Here is a 17369-nt window from a genome sequence, read left to right on the forward strand (position 1 = left end):
CCTTTTATTTTAATTGTTGTTTTGCCTGCTCCCACAGTCGATCCATTTCTTCTAAAGACAGAGTCTCAATTTTTTTATGCTGTTGCTGAGCGTGATCTTCAATGAAAGCAAAACGTGTTCTAAATTTATGAATGGTGCTTAGAAGCGCCATTTCACTGGAAAGTCCCAGTTTACGTCCAACATTGATAAGAGAAAATAAACAATCACCAAATTCATCGACTATTTCGTCGGAATTTTGATTGTCCATGGCTTGCTGTAATTCAGCTAACTCTTCATTCAGCTTTCCATAAGCATCTTCCACATCCGGAAAATCAAAGCCAATTTTTGCCGCATTTTCTTGAATTTCATGCGCTTGCTGAATTGCAGGTCCATGTTTAATGTCATTTAAATAAGATTGAGCTTTGCCTTGTTTTTCTTGCTGTTTAATTTGTTTCCAAAGTACGGCTACATCATCAGGACTGAGCTTTGAAAACTGATCGGCCTGAAATACATGTGGATGACGACGGATTAACTTTTCAGTAATCGCATTCACCACATCATTAAAATCAAAAGCCCCGACTTCGCTATACATCTGTGACTGAAAAACCACTTGCAGGAGCAAATCCCCCAGTTCATCCCGTATTTCGTCGGTATTTCCTTCCCTGACTGCTGCTTCCACCTCATATGCCTCTTCGATGGCGTATTTGGTTAGGCTTTGTGGAGTTTGTTGCTGATCCCATGGACATTTTTCACGTAATTCACGCATTACTGCCAATAATTTATCCATGGTTTGATCACTCCAGTCATTTTAAAAAAATAGCATTTTTCACGTTCAATATTTGTTATGCTCAAGCTCAAATTATTAAAAATTTAGTGCCACCAAAACAAAACTGAAAGGGAAAAACACATGCACAGTATCTTTATTAGTGGTGCAGCACAAGGAATTGGTGCTGCAATCGCTACCCTGTTTTATCAACACGGCTACAAAGTCGGCATATATGATATCAACGAACTTCAAGCCCAGAAACTTGCCCAGCAATTAGGATCACGAGCAAAAGCGGGTTCGCTGGATGTTGCTGATTATAGCCAATGGCAGCATGCCCTTGATGAATTTCAACTATGGGCAGGGGAAGTGAATGTAGTGGTTAACAATGCAGGGATTCTTTATTCGGGAGCTTTTGAACAGACCGATATCGCAGCACATCACCGAACCATCGATATTAATGTTAATGGTGTCTTAAATGGCTGTCATGCCGCTTTGCCCTATTTACAGAAAGCATCTTTTGCACGAGTGATTAATCTGTCCTCGGCTTCCGCCATTTATGGCCAACCTGATTTAGTGTCTTATTCAGCCAGCAAATTTGCGGTACGCGGCATTACCGAAGGCTTAGATATAGAGTGGCAAAAATACGGTATTCGGGTTTTAGATGTCATGCCCTTATTTGTTCAAACCGCGATGGTTAAAGATATGGATGCAGGTACTATCCAAAATATGGGTGTGCATTTAAGTGCGGAAGATGTCGCTCAGCAGATCTACCAGTTGGTACAGCTTAAAAACAGTATATTTACCCCAACCCACCAACCGGTGGGATTAAAAACTAAAATCATGTTCAATTTATCCAAACTCAGTCCGCAGTTTATTAACCGGATGAGTACGATGTTTTTAGCCAAAAGGAAATAAAAAATATTAAAAAACAATCCCATAAAAAAGAGCCTGATAACAAGGCTCTTTTTCTTATAAAATGATTAAATTATCTTTCAAAATGTCTAATTTATTTTAAAATTAGAGTCTGAATTGACCCTTAAATATCATTAAGAATTTTTGGTTTCTCTGCTGAACTTGCTGGCATTTTAAATTCAATACCTGCTTTTTTAAATAGCTTAGGATATTCCACTAGCGCCATACTTGAATTTTTTGCAATACCAGTGATATCACCGACAACATTTTTTGCATCCACCAACGACAAACCCGTATTGGTCAGGCTGGCGGGATTTGTCATCAAACTAGTACTAACCTGTTTAGCCCCTACAGCCAATTCACGGGCAGTTAAACTTGCAATCACAAAGTTCGTTGTAGAATCTAAAAGCAATTTCTTCTGTTTTGTATCCAGCGCTGAAAGCGTAGCGACAGTTGCTGCTTCATCCTTTTGAGAAGCTTCTAAAACAGCATTAGACATCGCTACAATTTCTTTTTGAATGGCTTCTTGTTCTTTCAAATCAGAAGTTGCTTTCAAACTTTTCTGTTTTACTTTTAATTCATCTGAATCCTTTTTACTTGCGAGCAATGAAGCTAAAGCCGTACGACTCTGAATAAACATTGCATTGGTTGCTTTAGCTTGAGTAAAAAAGCCAGCTAAATCTATATTTGAAGAAGATACACCCGTAGCAGATTCTGTTAAGTTTGAAGCAAGACTACTAAGTGATCCAAAACCTGCATAGACGCTTGAAGCCCCCATGGATGCGGTTACTGCCAATACAATCGCAATTTTTTTCATACGTCACTACCCTTATTGTGTGGAATCGGCTTTTTGCACGATTTGATTTAAAATTTTTGGTAAAGCTTCAAACATTTGGATGTTGTACATTTCATGGCGATGTTGGTGATCGACACCCTTCAACCCAATTTCTTGCTGTAACCCATAGGCACCAATTTTTTCAGCTTTATCATTAAATCTGCGCGCACCACTTGCCATGACCAAGGTGGCATCGCAGTTGCTTTTGTCTGCATTGCATTTAATGCTGTCTGGTTTCACTTCAATCTTAAACACCGGCTGCAAACATTCATTTTTTGGAATATGAAAATTGACGTTCATATCCTTTTTAAATCCAGCATTTTCAGTCATGCTAATCACTGAATCTTTCAGTAAGGTCTGACCTTTAAAGCCTGAACCTGTCGCATAAAAGGGCCGTTTCGACTGACTGGTAAAGGCGTGATAAATCAAAGGGCCAAAACCATAGAAAGGAATTTCACCGACTTGTTCAGTATGCAAGCCTGAACATAAAACCCGAGCTTGTTTTGAATCACCGACCGGCGCCGAACTATCCAGCAAAATACTGTCACCCGAACGTACTGGTAAACGGTCACTGCTGCTGACCGGAAAATCTAATTGCGCTTTGACTTTTGCACCTTGACGTTCCAGTACGGTGGCTTCCCATGTCGGGATCAGGATATTACGCCCTGCTGCTTTATCTTGATGATAGACATGAACTTTCATACCGGTCATTAAGCGCTCGCCTGCGTCATCAATGCTAATACTCTGACCACTTGAACCCGAGACTTTTAAATCAGAACGGGTGAATTGAATGCCTTTTTGAAATTTTTGGCCTAATTTTAAAAGCGCATTTTTCAATACCACTTCTTTGCGCGCCTCTAAAGAAAAGCCCATTCCTTCAGAAATCACGTCTTTAATATCATCTGTTGCATGGGCTGAATAGATAACACGACCGGATTGATCAATCATTTCAGCAAAAACTTCGCTATGAAAAACCTGCTGCTGGGTCATTTTGCCAATCTGCTGTTGATAGGCAATCACGGGAACAACATTAATGCGAATAAAGAATTCCGGTAATTCACGCTGATTGATATCTTCACTTTGCGCCAAAGCCGTCTGTTCACTGACACTTTGTGCCATTGCACTATAGCGTCGATTGACAGGAGTTAAGGTAAATGAAGCTTGCTCACCCACCGCATCAGAAAAGATTTGCTCGATCAGATCTTTCGACTCACCTTGATAAGTCAGCACATCCACCACCAAAGCCTTGGGCTTATTCATGGCCTGACGCGTATTGGTAGATACTTTGCTAAAACGTTTACTATTACCGGACATTAACACTGGCAAAGCCACAGCATAATCACTGTCTGCATGAACCACACGAATCAAGTCACCGTCTGTTGAACTTAGCTCATCCTGTGCAGCAATCCCTTGATTAAAACCTTTATCTAAAACCAGATAAGATTTCCATTGATCGATCACTTGAGTTTCGGTTTCAGAAATTTTAAGTTTCGACTTTAATTCCTCAGTAACTTGTTGAGTCAGGCTCAGTAAAGTACTTTGAAATTTTTGCTTAATTGCTGCTTTGGTTGCCGCAGATTGAATTTCAGCAGTGAGTACTTGAATCGGTTGAGATAAGGTGGCACTGTCGCTATAAATGACTTCACCCGACAATACATTGGTCAGCTTTAAGCTTAAGGTGACAGGCAGAAAAATTTCTGTGGTCGAATCCTTTTTCACAATGTATTGACTCGCACGTAAAACTTCTAACGATGCAATATAGGTACGATTTTTAGTTTTTTGCGAAATGGTATCAACAATTTGAGTCCCAAAATTTTGTTTTAAACTTTGTAAAAAAATCTGCTCTGCCTGTTTACGTGTGGTGGGATTATCAATTGCCCGACTAAAATCACAGTCAATTGAAGAACCATTGGCTTCGTACTTGCTCAGATCTGTACGACAACCTTGTTCTAGGCCAAAAACACCTTGTAATGGATAAATTTGAATATCCGCATTCGCCCATGCTGAAAAAAGCATAGGCATAGCCAAACATAAGGCCTTGAATTTTATTTGCATTGTGTACCACCAATGCATAGGGTAATGGTATTTCCGGCTTGTAAACGTTCAGCACTCGACAGAGTGGGATTTACTTTACGCAGGGCTTTCGCCAACTCCCCGGTAATCGGTTTACTGCTCTTATAAGTCATGGTCAGTTCGACCAGTTTGCCATCCTGTGTACGCACATCAATGTTTTCCGCACCTTCAATTTCTTCAAGTGCCACATACAAATCATCACCTAAACGTGTAGAGACATTGCCAGAAACACTCTTCACAAAAATGGTGATTTCTTTACCGTACATTGAACGATTTTTTGCATAACCTAAAATCTGTGGCCCGACTTGGCTAATCGCTAATTCACCGAGTTTTTTGGCTACATTGGTTCGGCATGAATCTGTGGTTGCACCCGTTGATGATTCAGTGCGGGTTTCACCGCCCATTAAAGTCGAATCATCAACTGAATAAATTTTAAAACTGATCGCGCCATCACAAACAAATTGACCTGTTGCGGGTGAACGACCACGGTCATAAATATAAGAGCTGCCCGCCATAAACCAGTCGGCTTTTTCTTTACGCGCTGCAATCACCAGTTTATTAAGTTCAGCATCACTCGTTAATTGTTGGATAGTCATACTGCGACCATTCAAATACTGACTTTTAAAGCGGTCTGAATCAAGTAAACGTAAATCGTAACGGGAAGCTGCATCTGCAATTGCAGTTAAGGTTTGATTGTCACGTTCAGCTTTGGTACTGGGTGTTTGATATTCCACATATTTCACAAAGCTCTGAATATCATTCTGGCGTTCAGATTGACTATATTTAGCCGACTCACTGGCATTATAACTACTGGAAGATGCAGATTTACCAGAATTGTTGTGGCTCGCTGAACGTGCAGAAATGCCCGCACCCGCCCCATAATAATTACCATAGGCATAGCCCGATGCAGCAGAGGAGCGTCCTTTTGATGAATAGGAATCTGAAGCACTGGCTTTGGCACTTTCACTGGCCTTATAGCTCGTATCTTCATCATAGCTATAGCTACGATCAGAGAAAGAAGAAGTAAATTCTTTTACCGGTTTAGAGTTATCTTTGGGTACACCGAAATATTCGTCCATCACGATCATAATCGGACTGGTTCGACTTTTTTTATTTGCCAAGCCTAAATCATTCAGAATTGAACGAAATTCCTGGTCATCCATCTCCAGACTAACTTGAGTGATTAATTCATTGTTACCGTTGGTATTACTGCCGCGGTTTACAACATAACTGCTGTCAATTTGTTTAACGATGTCATTTAAATATGGACTCGCTTCATTCATCGCTTGAGGACCATTAATACGCTTAATGAGGGCAATAACGGCATCTGTTTTTGCATTATTGAATGCCTGATTACGTGTACCATTTGGATCTTTTTTGATAATAGGTGCAGTGCCTTCCCCATTTACTTTAATGATTTCTGCATTGACGAACTGTCCTGCAAACATACACATAAGTGTCAATACGGTCTTTTTCATCTTTTTTTACCTTCTTCACTAAAGTTTTTTTGGGACACCAACTTCTACATTTCATTTATTTTTTACGTGATTTATAAATCTACAAAAAACAAACAAATAATAAACACATTTTAATATTAACTCCATAACATATTTTTACTTTTTATTGATTTTCATCAAATTAGGGAGAATTATTTTTTTATTTAGTGACCCCATACAAAGTCTTGTATTAAAAGATTTTGAATGATTTTTATAATAATTTTAAATGTACTGAATCGGAGTTTGAGGAAGCAGATTCCATTAAGCAAGTCAGAATAAGAAGAAAAATGGCAGTTGAAGCTCCATGAAAAATAGGAGAGATTTTTTATAAATAATTTTTTAAGTCACTACTATAGGAACTAAAGAAATTTTATAAACTCAGTCCGCAGTTTATTAACCGGATGAGCACGATGTTTTTAGCCAAAAGAAAATAAATAAAATTGAAATAAAAGAGAACCTGATTCACAGGTTCTTTAATAAACTTTATGAAGATGGAAAATGTATTTTAATTTCTGGAAAGGTAAAACCTTTACAGGATGCCTCTGAACGCCATGCGACCGTTAACATAACATGAGCTAAATTGAAATTTTGATACGCAAATGTTCCGATTAAAGGATGACTACATAATCCTCCATCATAAACAGGATGTACTCGAGTCTCTAACTCATTTAAATTTAGATGAATCCCCAGACCCGATGCTTTTAATACCGCTTCTTTAGTGGTCCACACTTTAAACCAGTAAGCACGATCCTGTTCCAGTTCGTTCCAATATTGCAATTCATTGGGGTGAAAAGCGTGCGCTGCCAATGCTTCAAAGCGTACCTTTCGATCTAAATCTTCTATATCTACCCCTAAATCTTGCATATGAATACTGGTGGCTAATGCATAATTTTTTTGACTATGACTATGATTAAAATAAAATTTAGGCAATTTAATCAAATACGGTTTGCCATGTTCTGTGCTAGCAAAATCTTCTTGCTGAATGCTGGTGTTTAATTGCTGGGAGAGCAATTGATTTCGATAACGATAAATGGCCTGTTTTTGCTGCTGAATTTTGGTCTTGCGATCCAATTCCGTAGATAGAGGTGCTATACGCTCAATTGTATCGACATCTATGCGTATCAATCTGCTCACGTGTACCCCTTGATCCCCAAAATATAATGACATCTTAAAACAAAAAAGCCCAAAGTAAACTTCAGGCTTTTATGATCAATAGATGGTTAATTAGCTTCTAAATTTCTTTTCAGCTTTTTTGAATTTCTGAACATAACGACGTTTACGTGCTGCAATACGTTCATCCATTTGCGTTTTACGACCTTCAAATGGATTTTCAGATGTTTTGAAGTCAATGCGAACTGGTGTGCCTTCAAGTTTATAGACACGACGGAATACGTTTTCCAAATAACGACGATAATCCGCAGGGGTTTTATCTACCTTGTTACCATGCACAATAATCGTTGGCGGATTCTGGCCACCCATGTGAGCATAACGCATTTTAATACGTTTACCACTAATCATTGGCGGTTGATGTGCTTCAGTCGCATCATTCAAAATTTGGGTTAATTTCGCAGGCGAAACTTTCAAATGTGAAGAATCAAACGCACGGTGAATTGAAGGATATAACTCCCCTACCCCTGTACCATGCAATGCTGAAATCAAATGCACTTTAGCCCATGGGATAAAGTCAAAACGACGATCGACATCAAGCTTACATTGCTTGCGGTCATATTCTGTCATGTTGTCCCATTTGTTGATTGCAATCACCATTGCTCGGCCCGCTTCTAAAGCATAGCCAATCAAGTGTAGATCTTGTTCAACTACGCCTTCACGTGCATCCAATACCACAACCACAACGTGAGCGTCTTTAATGGCTTGCAAAGTTTTCACGATTGAGAATTTCTCAACCATTTCATCTACCTTACCTTTACGACGTACACCTGCAGTATCAATCAGCGTATATTTCTGCTCATTCCGTTCATACGGAATATAGATAGAATCACGCGTGGTACCTGGCATGTCATAAACTACAACACGCTCTTCACCCAGTAAACGGTTAACCAAAGTCGATTTGCCGACATTCGGACGACCAATTACGGCTAAGCGTAAACCGGTGTTCTGGTCATGTAACTCAGGATCTTCATCCTCAGGAACATCTTCAAGCACATCTTCCAGCATTTGAGCGACACCACGACCGTGGCTTGCTGCAACATGCATGGGTTCACCAAAGCCAAGTTGATAAAACTCAACTACTGCAGCTTCGGCATGTACACCATCAACTTTGTTTGCAACCAAGTAAACTTTTTTCCCGAGGGTACGAAGTTCTCGTGCAATCTGCTCATCTGACGCTAGTAATCCCGCACGCGCATCAACAACAAAAACAATAATATCGGCTTCATTGATGGCTGTTTTTGATTGCTCAGCCATATATGAATCAATACCGGCTTCACTTTCACCGATACCGCCTGTATCGACTACAATGAAGGATTTATTTTGGAATACTGCATCGCCATATTTGCGGTCACGAGTAAGACCAGCAAAGTCAGCAACGAGTGCATCGCGACTCTTGGTAATCTGGTTAAATAACGTTGATTTACCGACGTTCGGACGTCCAATTAGCGCAATTACGGGTTTCATAAATTAACGGTTCTGCCAAACGCTTAACGCGCCCTTTCTGGTGGAGACATATAGTTGTCCATCAATTTCGCGTAGTGAACGTACTTCACCACTTGTTTTTGATCGACCAATGAGTTGCCCCGAAGCTGGATCGATTAGGTGTAATACACCATCTAGATCACCAACCACAAGGTCTTGTCCGAGCACAACAGGATTACTGAGCTGACGATTGAGCAAACTATCGTTTTGCCATAATTGCTCACCTGTTGTGAGTGCATAAGCAGTGATTTTTCCATCTGCCTGTGCAACAAAAACGGTATTATTCATTACTTCTGGACGTTGAATACTGCTCGCATCTTCACTCCACACCACTTGTTGTGAAGCCAAATCTGTAACAGTGACTTGTCCTTGGAAACTGGTTGTTACAAGAAACTGACCTGCAACAACTGGATCGCCATCAATATCATTGAGGCGTTGAATATCTGAACGGCCATCACTTACTGCAACACGGCGCTGCATACGCGGTACACCACTGAGTATATCAAGGGCATAAACATAGGCATTAGATGAAGCAATCAATACCGTACGCGGATCAAGTGCGACCGGCGATGCCATTCCACGTAAGCTAAATTGTACATTAGGAAGGTTATATGTCCAAACTTGCTGACCGGTGGCAAGATCATGTCCATAAACAGTGCCATCATTACTCACAGTAATCACACGACCAGATTGAATCAATGAAGGCGACAAAATGGATCCTGTTAATTGTGCAGTCCACTTCTGCTCACCTGTCGCCTGATCTAAAGCAAACAGTTGACCTTTCTTGTTACCAACAATAACTAGACCTTCACCTGCTTCTACACCTGAGCTTAATCCTTGTTTAGAAACTTTTTTCTCCCAGATGCGTTGCTTGCCTTGATAAGCTGCGACTTCGCCTTTTGGATCTACGGCGAAGATTACACCATTATCGACATCTAAACGCAGACGTAATGGATCCGCTTTCGATGTTGATGAAACACTTTGAGAAAATACCGGAACAAGACTTTTGGCTTGAGCCAATTTAGGCAATGGATTCGGTTTGACCTCTTCCACTTTAATTTTATTCGTTGAACAGCCAACAAGCGCGAATGTTAAAATTGTCAGCGCAAACGGTATTTTGAATTTTCTATCCATCATGACTCATCCACTTGTGTTTCTAAAATTGGTCGTTCCACGTCAGGATCATCAACTAAAACGCCAACACTTTCGAGTTTAATTTGTAAAATTTGGCGTTCCTGCTGACGTTCAACCAGTGCATCCCATGCACTTTTGTACGATTTTTTAGCATTTTCTACATCATTCTTAGCAAGATATACATCACCAAGCGCTTCATCAGCGGTTGCTTTAAACGCCGGATCTGTCACTGCAGATAATGTCTTTAATGCATCATCATATTTCTTTTGTGCAAGTTGAGCATAAGCCAGGCGCAGTTTAACCAACTGAACCAAACCTGCATCATCAAGCTTAGAATTTTCAACTTTTTTTAATGCTCTTTCTGCATGCGCATAATCTGCTTGGTCATATGCCAGTTTAGCCATCAGCAATTGCGTTTGAATAGCTTGGGCAGAATTTGGTGCTTCTTTTACAATTTTGTCCGCAGTTGCAGATAAGGCATTAAATGCATTGGCATTGCCTTGTGCATTTTTAGCATCATCCATCAACTGTTGAACCTTGGCTGTTTCCATCTGAGATTCAGCCAGGTTTTTCTTCTGCCAATATTCCCATCCGAAAAAAGCAATCAACGCAATTAAAATCCCACTAATCATGGCAGAGCCATATTTTTTAGTGAAGGACTTTAAGCTATCAAGTTGTTCATCATCACTCAATGCGTTCATGTAATTACCTTTTCCTTATGTTTTTTAAGCTTATTTTGAAGAAAATTTTTCAATGAAAAATGGCACAATATTCGCCACAGCAACATCATTTTGCTCGGCAGTCGCCAATTCTTTCACCGCCAATTGCTGTGCTTCCCACTCACGTTCACCGGCAATCACGGCAAAAATAGCGCCTGATTGATCGGCTTTTTTCATCTGGGATTTCATCGAACCTTGTGAACCGACTTTCAGGCGAAGATTGCTATTTGCCGCTTCCAGTTGGTTACGAATTTGTTCTGCAAGTACCAAGGCTTTCCCTTGTGATGCAGGATCCGATAACAAGAATACTTCACAATCACGTACAGGTGTATTGTCTTCAACCTGTTCAAGTAGAAGCAGTAAACGCTCCATACCCATCGCAAAACCAACTGCAGGTACAGACTGATCAGCCTTACCTTTCAATTGACCTACAAGACCGTCGTAACGACCACCAGCACAAACCGTTCCTTGTGAACCCAAGTGCGTCGTTGTCCATTCAAAGACAGTTTTGTTGTAGTAATCCAGACCACGAACCAGCTTTTGGTTAATTACAAAGTCTACACCTGCATCAGTTAAATACTGCTGCAATTGTGCAAAGTGAGCCAACGTATCTTCACCCATAAAATCGTGAAGTTTTGGCGCATTTTCAAGAATTTGTTGCGTACGTGCATCTTTAGAATCGAGAATACGCAGCGGATTGGTTTCTAAACGACGCTGTGAATCTTCGTCTAAATCGCCTTTGTGCGATTCTAAGAAACCTACCAATGAAGCACGATATGCAGCACGCTCATCAGACTCACCCAGAGTATTCAGTTCAAGCTGAACCTTGTCGGCAACACCCATGCGTTTCCACAAACGTGCAGTCATTAAAATCAATTCTGCTTCCATATCTGGTGTAGCTACACCAAATGTTTCCACACCAAACTGATGGAACTGACGGTAACGGCCTTTCTGCGGTTTTTCATACCGGAACATAGGTCCGACATACCAAACACGAGGTGTCGCACCGCGAAGCAAGTTATGTTCAAGCATGGCACGTACACAGCCTGCAGTTCCTTCAGGACGCAAAGTCAAAGACTCAGGTGGATTACCCTTATCCAAGAACGTGTACATTTCTTTTTCAACAATATCGGTTGCATCACCAATTGAACGTTTGAACAGATTGGTCTGTTCAACAATCGGCAAACGGATTTGCTGATAGCCATAAGCATCCATAAGTGAGGCTAAATGTTGCTCCAGACGTCTCCACGCAGCAGTTTGCGTTGGAAGAATGTCATTAAAACCTTTGATTGCGACAATTGAACTCATGACCTACTCAAAACTTGTGCGAATAATTTCTTTAGATTTAGCTTTTTCAAGCTCTAGAACACGTTGACGAACCATCGTTTCGATTTCATCAACCAATTGATTGGTATCGATTAAATGGCTTTTCTCGCCATTACGATACACCAGTGAACGTGGACTTGCACCTACCACGCCAATATCGGCTTCCTTGGCTTCGCCCGGACCATTCACTTTACACCCAATCACGGATACATCCATGGGGGTACGGATATCTTCTAAACGCTCTTCAAGTGATTGCATCACTTTAATTACGTTGAATTCTTGGCGTGAACAGCTTGGGCAGGCAATAAAGTTAATGCCGTTAGAACGAAGCCCTAATGATTTCAAGATATCAAAACCAATTTTCACTTCTTCTTCAGGTTCAGCTGCCAAGGAAATACGCATAGTATCGCCAATGCCTTCCATCAATAAACCACCAAGAGCAATCGCTGATTTTACCGAACCGGTACGGTAAATACCGGCTTCAGTCACACCTAAATGCAGTGGATTATCAATTTGTGCTGACAATAAACGGTAAGCATCCATGGTCAAAAACACATTTGATGCTTTCACCGAAATTTTGAATTCCTGGAAATCCAGACGGTCTAAAATATCGATATGGCGCATCGCAGATTCAAGTAATGCCTGACCTGTCGGCTCGCCATATTTTTTCTGAATATCTTTTTCCAGTGAACCTGCATTTACACCAATACGCATGGAAATATCGTTGTGACGTGCCGCAGCCACCACTTCACGAATTTTTGCTTCCGAACCAATATTACCTGGATTGATACGCAAGCAATCGGCACCAGCATCAGCAACAGCCAAAGCAATTTTATAGTCAAAATGAATATCGGCAACCAAGGGTACATTCACTTGCTTACGAATTTCACCAAATGCGACAGCTGCTTCCATACTTGGTACAGAAACACGCATGATGTCCGCACCCGCATCGGCACAACGTTGAATTTGCGCAACAGTTGCAGCCACGTCACACGTTTCAGTATTAGTCATACTTTGGATGCTGATAGGTGCATCACCACCCACATAGACTGAGCCAACACGAATTTTACGAGTGGGACGGCGCTTAATCGGATTTTCAATCATTAATATCGCTCTTCTCTTTACCCATTAACGTGACAAACGGAAATCTGCTTTGCCATTCACTGTATAAGGTGACAATGCAATATTTTCATTATTCAAGGTTAAGGTTACAGCTGATGCATCATCCAGACGAATTTGGAATGGAGTTTCACCATTTAATTTCACTGTCGATGCCTGACGACCTGTTGCCAGAACTTTACCGGTTGAATCCACAATATGCACAGAAGTGGGACGGCTAAACTCTAGCTCCAATTGATCACCCGATATAGCAGTTGAATTATCTAAATTCAACACCTCCACATCGGACTCTGTTGGAGAAATTTCTGGGTTATCTTCTTTATTCGACGACATATTTTGCACAGCCATCACCGCAGCCACTACAGCAAACAGCACCACTAAAGTAATGACAATACGTTTTAACCACTTCTTGTTGCGATCACGATTTGAACCTGGCAATTTACCCATGATTTTGATGGGAGAATTATTCAGGGCATGATTGGGCAATAATCCTGTATCATTTTGATAAATCTCATCAAAACGTTGAATAATTGCGCTTGCATCGACCTTTAAATATTTCGCATAAATACGATAGTAACCTTTAATAAAGGTCGCTTCCGGCAAAGCTTTATAGTCATCTTGTTCTAAAGCTGTCAAAGTTTTCACTTGCATGTTTAATTCTTTGGCAGCGTCATTTAATTCACGCTTTTGTGCAATTCGAATTTGACGTAAGTACTCACCTGGACGCTGAACATTTCCTAATGCATTGGGTGCTACGCCTGAACCATTTGATTGCTGTGAATTAGGATTTACTTCCATACGGCCTCAGTACTGTACTGTAATTGCAAATAACGTTGGTATTCTGGACTTTCCGGAAAAAGCGCACGCAATTGGTTAACAAGTGCCTGCATTCCCATCGTGTCACTATTTGCCCGTGCATTTCGGATACCAATCCAGAGCGCACGCGCACCTTGATTCTTTTGACCTACACCACGCACAAACTGTTCATACAACTGTGTCGCAGCAGGGGTCTGCTGTTTCAAATAAAAAATTTCGGACAACTCTAACATTGAAATGTAGGAATCACGATTTACTTGCAAGGCCTGTTTGAATGATTTTTCAGCATTCGCCATATCACCTAGTTTTAAATAAATGCGTCCAACATTTTCCATTGCCTTATAACGTTGATCATAACCCAATGTCGTTCCTGCCACATTGAGTTGCTCAATCGCGTCATTATAACGCTCAATTTGATACAAATAAGTACCGTAGTTGTTACGCGCTTGCGCATTTTTGGGGTCAGCAGAAATAGCACGCTTAAAATATGTGTCTGCTTTATCCATGCTGACTTTACTGCCCTCTTGTTGCAGTAAAATTCCCATCATCATATTCGCAGCGGAATCTCGGGAATTCATTTCAAGCGCTTGGTCTAAAGTACGCTTTGCAGAATCCAGATCACCGGATTTAATATATTCTGCAGCCAATTGAGTGCGGACTTTAACTGCTTTTTCTGGATCTTTTTTCACCATTGTTGTCTGTGTCTGACAAGCAGTGATAAAAATAGCAGACATACAAATCATTGTAATAAAAGCTAATTTATATGCGGGCTTTCTCAATTGGCGTCCCCTTTTATTATCCTTGAGAGCGCATAATTTCATTACTTTGCGCAATTTTCTTTTTCCACTGTTCCGCACGACGTGTACGGTCGGCCACTTGACCCACAAGCTGTCCACACGCGGCATCAATATCATCACCACGCGTCTGACGAATCGTACACACAAAACCTGCATCAGACAAAGTTTTTTGGAAAGAAATAATGCGGTTACGGCTTGAACGGCCGTAAGGTGCATGCGGGAATGGATTAAATGGAATTAAATTAATTTTACTTGGCAAGTTTTTCAACAGCTTAATCATTTGCTGTGCATGTTCAGGATGATCATTCACCCCATCCAGCATGACATATTCAATGGTCACATGTTTACGTGAACTTTCATTGCCATCTTTAGCAATATAACGCTGACATGCAGCAATTAACTGCTCTAACGGATATTTTTTATTAATTGGAACCAATTCATTACGCAGTTCGTCATTTGGCGCATGTAAAGAAATAGCAAGTGCCACATCTATGTCTTTGGCCAACTGGTCAATCTTCGGTACTACCCCTGATGTCGATAAAGTCACACGGCGTTTAGACATACCGTAAGCAAAATCATCAAGCATAATGCGCATTGAACTAAGAACAGCATCATAGTTCAATAAGGGTTCACCCATACCCATCATCACCACATTGGTCACTGAACGCTCACGTTCTGCAACTGGCACTTCTTCCATATAAGAATAGTTTGCCATCCACAACTGACCGATGATTTCTGCAGGGCTTAAATCACGCTGAAAACCTTGTTTACCAGTTGAACAGAATGAGCAATCCAGCGCACAACCCACTTGTGAAGAAATACACAAGGTTTTGCGTAAACCAGTTTTGTCTTCTGCGGGAATCAGCACGGTTTCTACCAGTGAACCTTCACCTTCACCAACACGGAACACCCATTTACGGGTGCCATCTTTAGAATAATTGCGGTGTACCACTTCTGGGGCTTTAACTTCACAAACCTGTTCTAGTTTTTCACGAAGTTTGCCTGAAATATTAGTCATTTCAGCAAAATCAGTCACAAAGAACTGATGAATCCATTTCATCACCTGACCGGCACGGAACTTCTTCTCGCCAATATCTTCGAAGAATTTTTCCAGTTGCGGACGTGACATGCCGAGTAAGTTCACTTTTTCCACAGCATTTTGCTGTGTCGGAGTGGATGGAGATGGTTGCTGTTCAGCTGAAATTGCAGAGACAGCGACGACTTCAGTACTCATGTGTAATTACCTAAACCATGCCTAAAGATGAAAGAAGAAGCTCAATATGTGAGCAAAGAATTATTCAAAGAATAAAAAAACCAGATAAGTATAATAACACTTATCTGGCTTGAATACTTCGAATTAACGAGTACGTGGGCAGATCTCAGTTTGAGCGAAGAAGTAGTTAACTTCACGATCAGCAGATGCAACTGAGTCAGAGCCGTGAGCAGCGTTTTCGTCGATGCTTACAGCGAAATCTGCACGGATAGTACCAGGAGCAGCTTCTTTAGGATTTGTTGCGCCTAAAATATCACGGTGAGCAAGAACAGCGTTTTCGCCTTCAAGAACAGATACGACAACAGGACCAGAAGTCATGAATGCAACTAAGTCACCGAAGAAACCACGTTCTTTATGTTCAGCGTAAAAGCCTTCAGCTTCAGCTTGAGTCAAATGTTTCATTTTAGTTGCAACAATTTTAAGACCAGCTTTCTCAAAACGAGCAAAGATGTCACCAATGTGGTTTTTAGCAACTGCGTCTGGTTTAACGATAGATAAAGTACGTTCGATAGCCATGATTGGCTCCTTATTGTCAATTTGACGAGAAAATTTTGCCGCATTATACCGAGATAATCAGCAAGTATCAGCTTTTGATATGTAAAAAGTTTCTTTTTTCGATTTACTGATTAACGAACTTCGTCAATCCAAGCCATTTGAATCCCTTCCAACAAACCTTCAGTCGATTTTTCCGGGTCATCCTTAAAGTCCGGCAATGCACACACCCATGCATGCAAGTCTGTAAAACGAATCCATTGTGGATCGACATCTGGATGTGCTTCAGAAAGTTCAATGGCAAGATCAATGGTATCAGTCCAACGTAAACCCATGGGTATTCCTAAGCGCTAAATAAATGCCCTACTTTAACAAATTCCTAAAATTGAGAGATAGTTTTTCGATTCTTAAAAGACATTTTTATAACACGATATTTAAAAATGGCGCGGTAAAAATAATACCCGTGGCGACTAACACACCAATCAACGCACCTACAATCACATCGGTCGGATAATGCAATCCTAAAACCATACGTGATATGGCCACCAGAAGCGTAAAGGGCAACATTAAAAGTAGTAACATCGGTTGAATATAGCCCAACACCGTACTTACCATAACAGCATGTAAGGTATGTCCAGATGGGAAACTAAAATGATCAAGCGGTGGCTCCTGTAACAGAACCACTTGATGCACCTGATAAGGCCGAGGACGGGTGGTTTTTTGTTTTAAAATTTTATAAATTGCAGAACCCACTGAGCCACTAATCAAAATATACAGTAATTGCTCAATATAAAAGGTATCTTCCAATACCCAAAGACTGGCCAACATCAAGCACCAAAACAAACCATTGCCTAGACGGCTAATAATTTTAAAAAAATAGGCAACGGTTTGGGAATGGGAAAAATGATTCAAATACAAACACCCTTTCAAATCGAGATCTAGCATCGTTATTATTGCTTTTTTTAATTTCATGATGATTC

At 40.7% G+C, this 17369-nt stretch carries 17 protein-coding genes; 1 reads left to right on the forward strand and 16 read right to left on the reverse strand.

The window, feature by feature from the left end; genetic code table 11:
- Positions 1 to 4 precede the first annotated feature (4 nt).
- Positions 5 to 766: a nucleoside triphosphate pyrophosphohydrolase gene (gene mazG, locus ACKI4H_RS16045; RefSeq protein WP_407307479.1), complete on the reverse strand. Its 762-nt coding sequence runs from the start codon at positions 764 to 766 to the stop codon at positions 5 to 7.
- A gap of 120 nt (positions 767 to 886) precedes the next feature.
- On the opposite strand from mazG, the gene ACKI4H_RS16050 reads away from it, so the two are divergent.
- A complete protein-coding gene (locus ACKI4H_RS16050) occupies positions 887 to 1660 on the forward strand; it encodes an SDR family oxidoreductase (protein ID WP_407307481.1) in 774 nt (257 codons plus the stop codon).
- Positions 1661 to 1781: 121 nt separating this feature from the next.
- Here the strand turns inward: ACKI4H_RS16050 and ACKI4H_RS16055 are convergent, their stop codons facing one another.
- From ACKI4H_RS16055 to ACKI4H_RS16125, 15 genes are all read right to left on the reverse strand, one after another.
- Positions 1782 to 2474, reverse strand: a complete 693-nt coding sequence (locus tag ACKI4H_RS16055) for a hypothetical protein (protein WP_407307483.1) — start codon at positions 2472 to 2474, stop codon at positions 1782 to 1784.
- A gap of 12 nt (positions 2475 to 2486) precedes the next feature.
- The gene (locus ACKI4H_RS16060; protein WP_407307485.1) at positions 2487 to 4547 is read right to left on the reverse strand and encodes a hypothetical protein; all 2061 of its coding nucleotides are present in this window, start codon (positions 4545 to 4547) and stop codon (positions 2487 to 2489) included.
- The gene (locus tag ACKI4H_RS16065) at positions 4538 to 6043 is read right to left on the reverse strand and encodes a hypothetical protein (protein ID WP_407307487.1); all 1506 of its coding nucleotides are present in this window, start codon (positions 6041 to 6043) and stop codon (positions 4538 to 4540) included. Before ACKI4H_RS16065 ends, ACKI4H_RS16060 begins: the two co-directional genes overlap by 10 nt.
- Positions 6044 to 6544: 501 nt before the next feature.
- On the reverse strand, positions 6545 to 7195 hold the full coding sequence (locus tag ACKI4H_RS16070) for a 4'-phosphopantetheinyl transferase family protein (RefSeq protein ID WP_407307489.1): 651 nt from the start codon (positions 7193 to 7195) through the stop codon (positions 6545 to 6547).
- Positions 7196 to 7285: 90 nt separating this feature from the next.
- Entirely contained in the window at positions 7286 to 8695 is a 1410-nt protein-coding gene (der, locus tag ACKI4H_RS16075) for a ribosome biogenesis GTPase Der (protein WP_131267124.1), read from the reverse strand.
- Between the two features lie 3 nt (positions 8696 to 8698).
- Positions 8699 to 9847: an outer membrane protein assembly factor BamB gene (bamB, locus tag ACKI4H_RS16080; protein ID WP_407307528.1), complete on the reverse strand. Its 1149-nt coding sequence runs from the start codon at positions 9845 to 9847 to the stop codon at positions 8699 to 8701.
- Positions 9847 to 10548 (reverse strand): YfgM family protein, encoded by a 702-nt coding sequence (locus ACKI4H_RS16085; protein WP_407307491.1) that lies wholly within the window; start codon positions 10546 to 10548, stop codon positions 9847 to 9849. Before ACKI4H_RS16085 ends, bamB begins: the two co-directional genes overlap by 1 nt.
- A 30-nt stretch (positions 10549 to 10578) precedes the next feature.
- Positions 10579 to 11874: a histidine--tRNA ligase gene (gene hisS / locus ACKI4H_RS16090; RefSeq protein ID WP_407307493.1), complete on the reverse strand. Its 1296-nt coding sequence runs from the start codon at positions 11872 to 11874 to the stop codon at positions 10579 to 10581.
- Between the two features lie 3 nt (positions 11875 to 11877).
- Complete coding sequence (ispG, locus tag ACKI4H_RS16095) at positions 11878 to 12996, reverse strand: flavodoxin-dependent (E)-4-hydroxy-3-methylbut-2-enyl-diphosphate synthase (RefSeq protein ID WP_407307495.1); 1119 nt, start codon at positions 12994 to 12996, stop codon at positions 11878 to 11880.
- A gap of 24 nt (positions 12997 to 13020) precedes the next feature.
- Positions 13021 to 13809 (reverse strand): helix-turn-helix domain-containing protein, encoded by a 789-nt coding sequence (locus ACKI4H_RS16100; protein ID WP_407307497.1) that lies wholly within the window; start codon positions 13807 to 13809, stop codon positions 13021 to 13023.
- Entirely contained in the window at positions 13800 to 14606 is an 807-nt protein-coding gene (pilW, locus tag ACKI4H_RS16105; protein WP_407307499.1) for a type IV pilus biogenesis/stability protein PilW, read from the reverse strand. The genes ACKI4H_RS16100 and pilW overlap by 10 nt, the downstream gene beginning before the upstream one ends.
- Positions 14607 to 14622: 16 nt before the next feature.
- Complete coding sequence (gene rlmN, locus ACKI4H_RS16110; protein ID WP_407307501.1) at positions 14623 to 15858, reverse strand: 23S rRNA (adenine(2503)-C(2))-methyltransferase RlmN; 1236 nt, start codon at positions 15856 to 15858, stop codon at positions 14623 to 14625.
- Between the two features lie 123 nt (positions 15859 to 15981).
- Complete coding sequence (gene ndk / locus ACKI4H_RS16115; protein ID WP_407307503.1) at positions 15982 to 16413, reverse strand: nucleoside-diphosphate kinase; 432 nt, start codon at positions 16411 to 16413, stop codon at positions 15982 to 15984.
- 110 nt (positions 16414 to 16523) lie between these two features.
- A complete protein-coding gene (iscX, locus tag ACKI4H_RS16120; RefSeq protein WP_086192927.1) occupies positions 16524 to 16724 on the reverse strand; it encodes a Fe-S cluster assembly protein IscX in 201 nt (66 codons plus the stop codon).
- Between the two features lie 85 nt (positions 16725 to 16809).
- Positions 16810 to 17361, reverse strand: coding sequence for a phosphatase PAP2 family protein (locus ACKI4H_RS16125; RefSeq protein WP_407307506.1), 552 nt, complete (start codon positions 17359 to 17361; stop codon positions 16810 to 16812).
- Between the last annotated feature and the right edge of the window lie 8 nt (positions 17362 to 17369).

Origin of the sequence: Acinetobacter sp. (assembly GCF_045628685.1) — a bacterium.
GTDB lineage: Bacteria > Pseudomonadota > Gammaproteobacteria > Pseudomonadales > Moraxellaceae > Acinetobacter.

Excerpts from the sequence above, each read along its gene's own strand:
- ACKI4H_RS16055 (WP_407307483.1), bottom strand. The coding sequence starts at position 2,474 with ATGAAAAAAATTGCGATTGTATTGGCAGTAACCGCATCCATGGGGGCT.
- bamB (WP_407307528.1), bottom strand. The coding sequence starts at position 9,847 with ATGGATAGAAAATTCAAAATACCGTTTGCGCTGACAATTTTAACATTC.
- ACKI4H_RS16060 (WP_407307485.1), bottom strand. The coding sequence starts at position 4,547 with ATGCAAATAAAATTCAAGGCCTTATGTTTGGCTATGCCTATGCTTTTT.
- ACKI4H_RS16100 (WP_407307497.1), bottom strand. The coding sequence starts at position 13,809 with ATGGAAGTAAATCCTAATTCACAGCAATCAAATGGTTCAGGCGTAGCA.
- rlmN (WP_407307501.1), bottom strand. The coding sequence starts at position 15,858 with ATGAGTACTGAAGTCGTCGCTGTCTCTGCAATTTCAGCTGAACAGCAA.
- iscX (WP_086192927.1), bottom strand. The coding sequence starts at position 16,724 with ATGGGTTTACGTTGGACTGATACCATTGATCTTGCCATTGAACTTTCT.
- mazG (WP_407307479.1), bottom strand. The coding sequence starts at position 766 with ATGGATAAATTATTGGCAGTAATGCGTGAATTACGTGAAAAATGTCCA.
- ACKI4H_RS16125 (WP_407307506.1), bottom strand. The coding sequence starts at position 17,361 with ATGAAATTAAAAAAAGCAATAATAACGATGCTAGATCTCGATTTGAAA.
- ACKI4H_RS16065 (WP_407307487.1), bottom strand. The coding sequence starts at position 6,043 with ATGAAAAAGACCGTATTGACACTTATGTGTATGTTTGCAGGACAGTTC.
- ACKI4H_RS16050 (WP_407307481.1), top strand. The coding sequence starts at position 887 with ATGCACAGTATCTTTATTAGTGGTGCAGCACAAGGAATTGGTGCTGCA.
- ispG (WP_407307495.1), bottom strand. The coding sequence starts at position 12,996 with ATGATTGAAAATCCGATTAAGCGCCGTCCCACTCGTAAAATTCGTGTT.
- ndk (WP_407307503.1), bottom strand. The coding sequence starts at position 16,413 with ATGGCTATCGAACGTACTTTATCTATCGTTAAACCAGACGCAGTTGCT.
- ACKI4H_RS16085 (WP_407307491.1), bottom strand. The coding sequence starts at position 10,548 with ATGAACGCATTGAGTGATGATGAACAACTTGATAGCTTAAAGTCCTTC.
- hisS (WP_407307493.1), bottom strand. The coding sequence starts at position 11,874 with ATGAGTTCAATTGTCGCAATCAAAGGTTTTAATGACATTCTTCCAACG.
- der (WP_131267124.1), bottom strand. The coding sequence starts at position 8,695 with ATGAAACCCGTAATTGCGCTAATTGGACGTCCGAACGTCGGTAAATCA.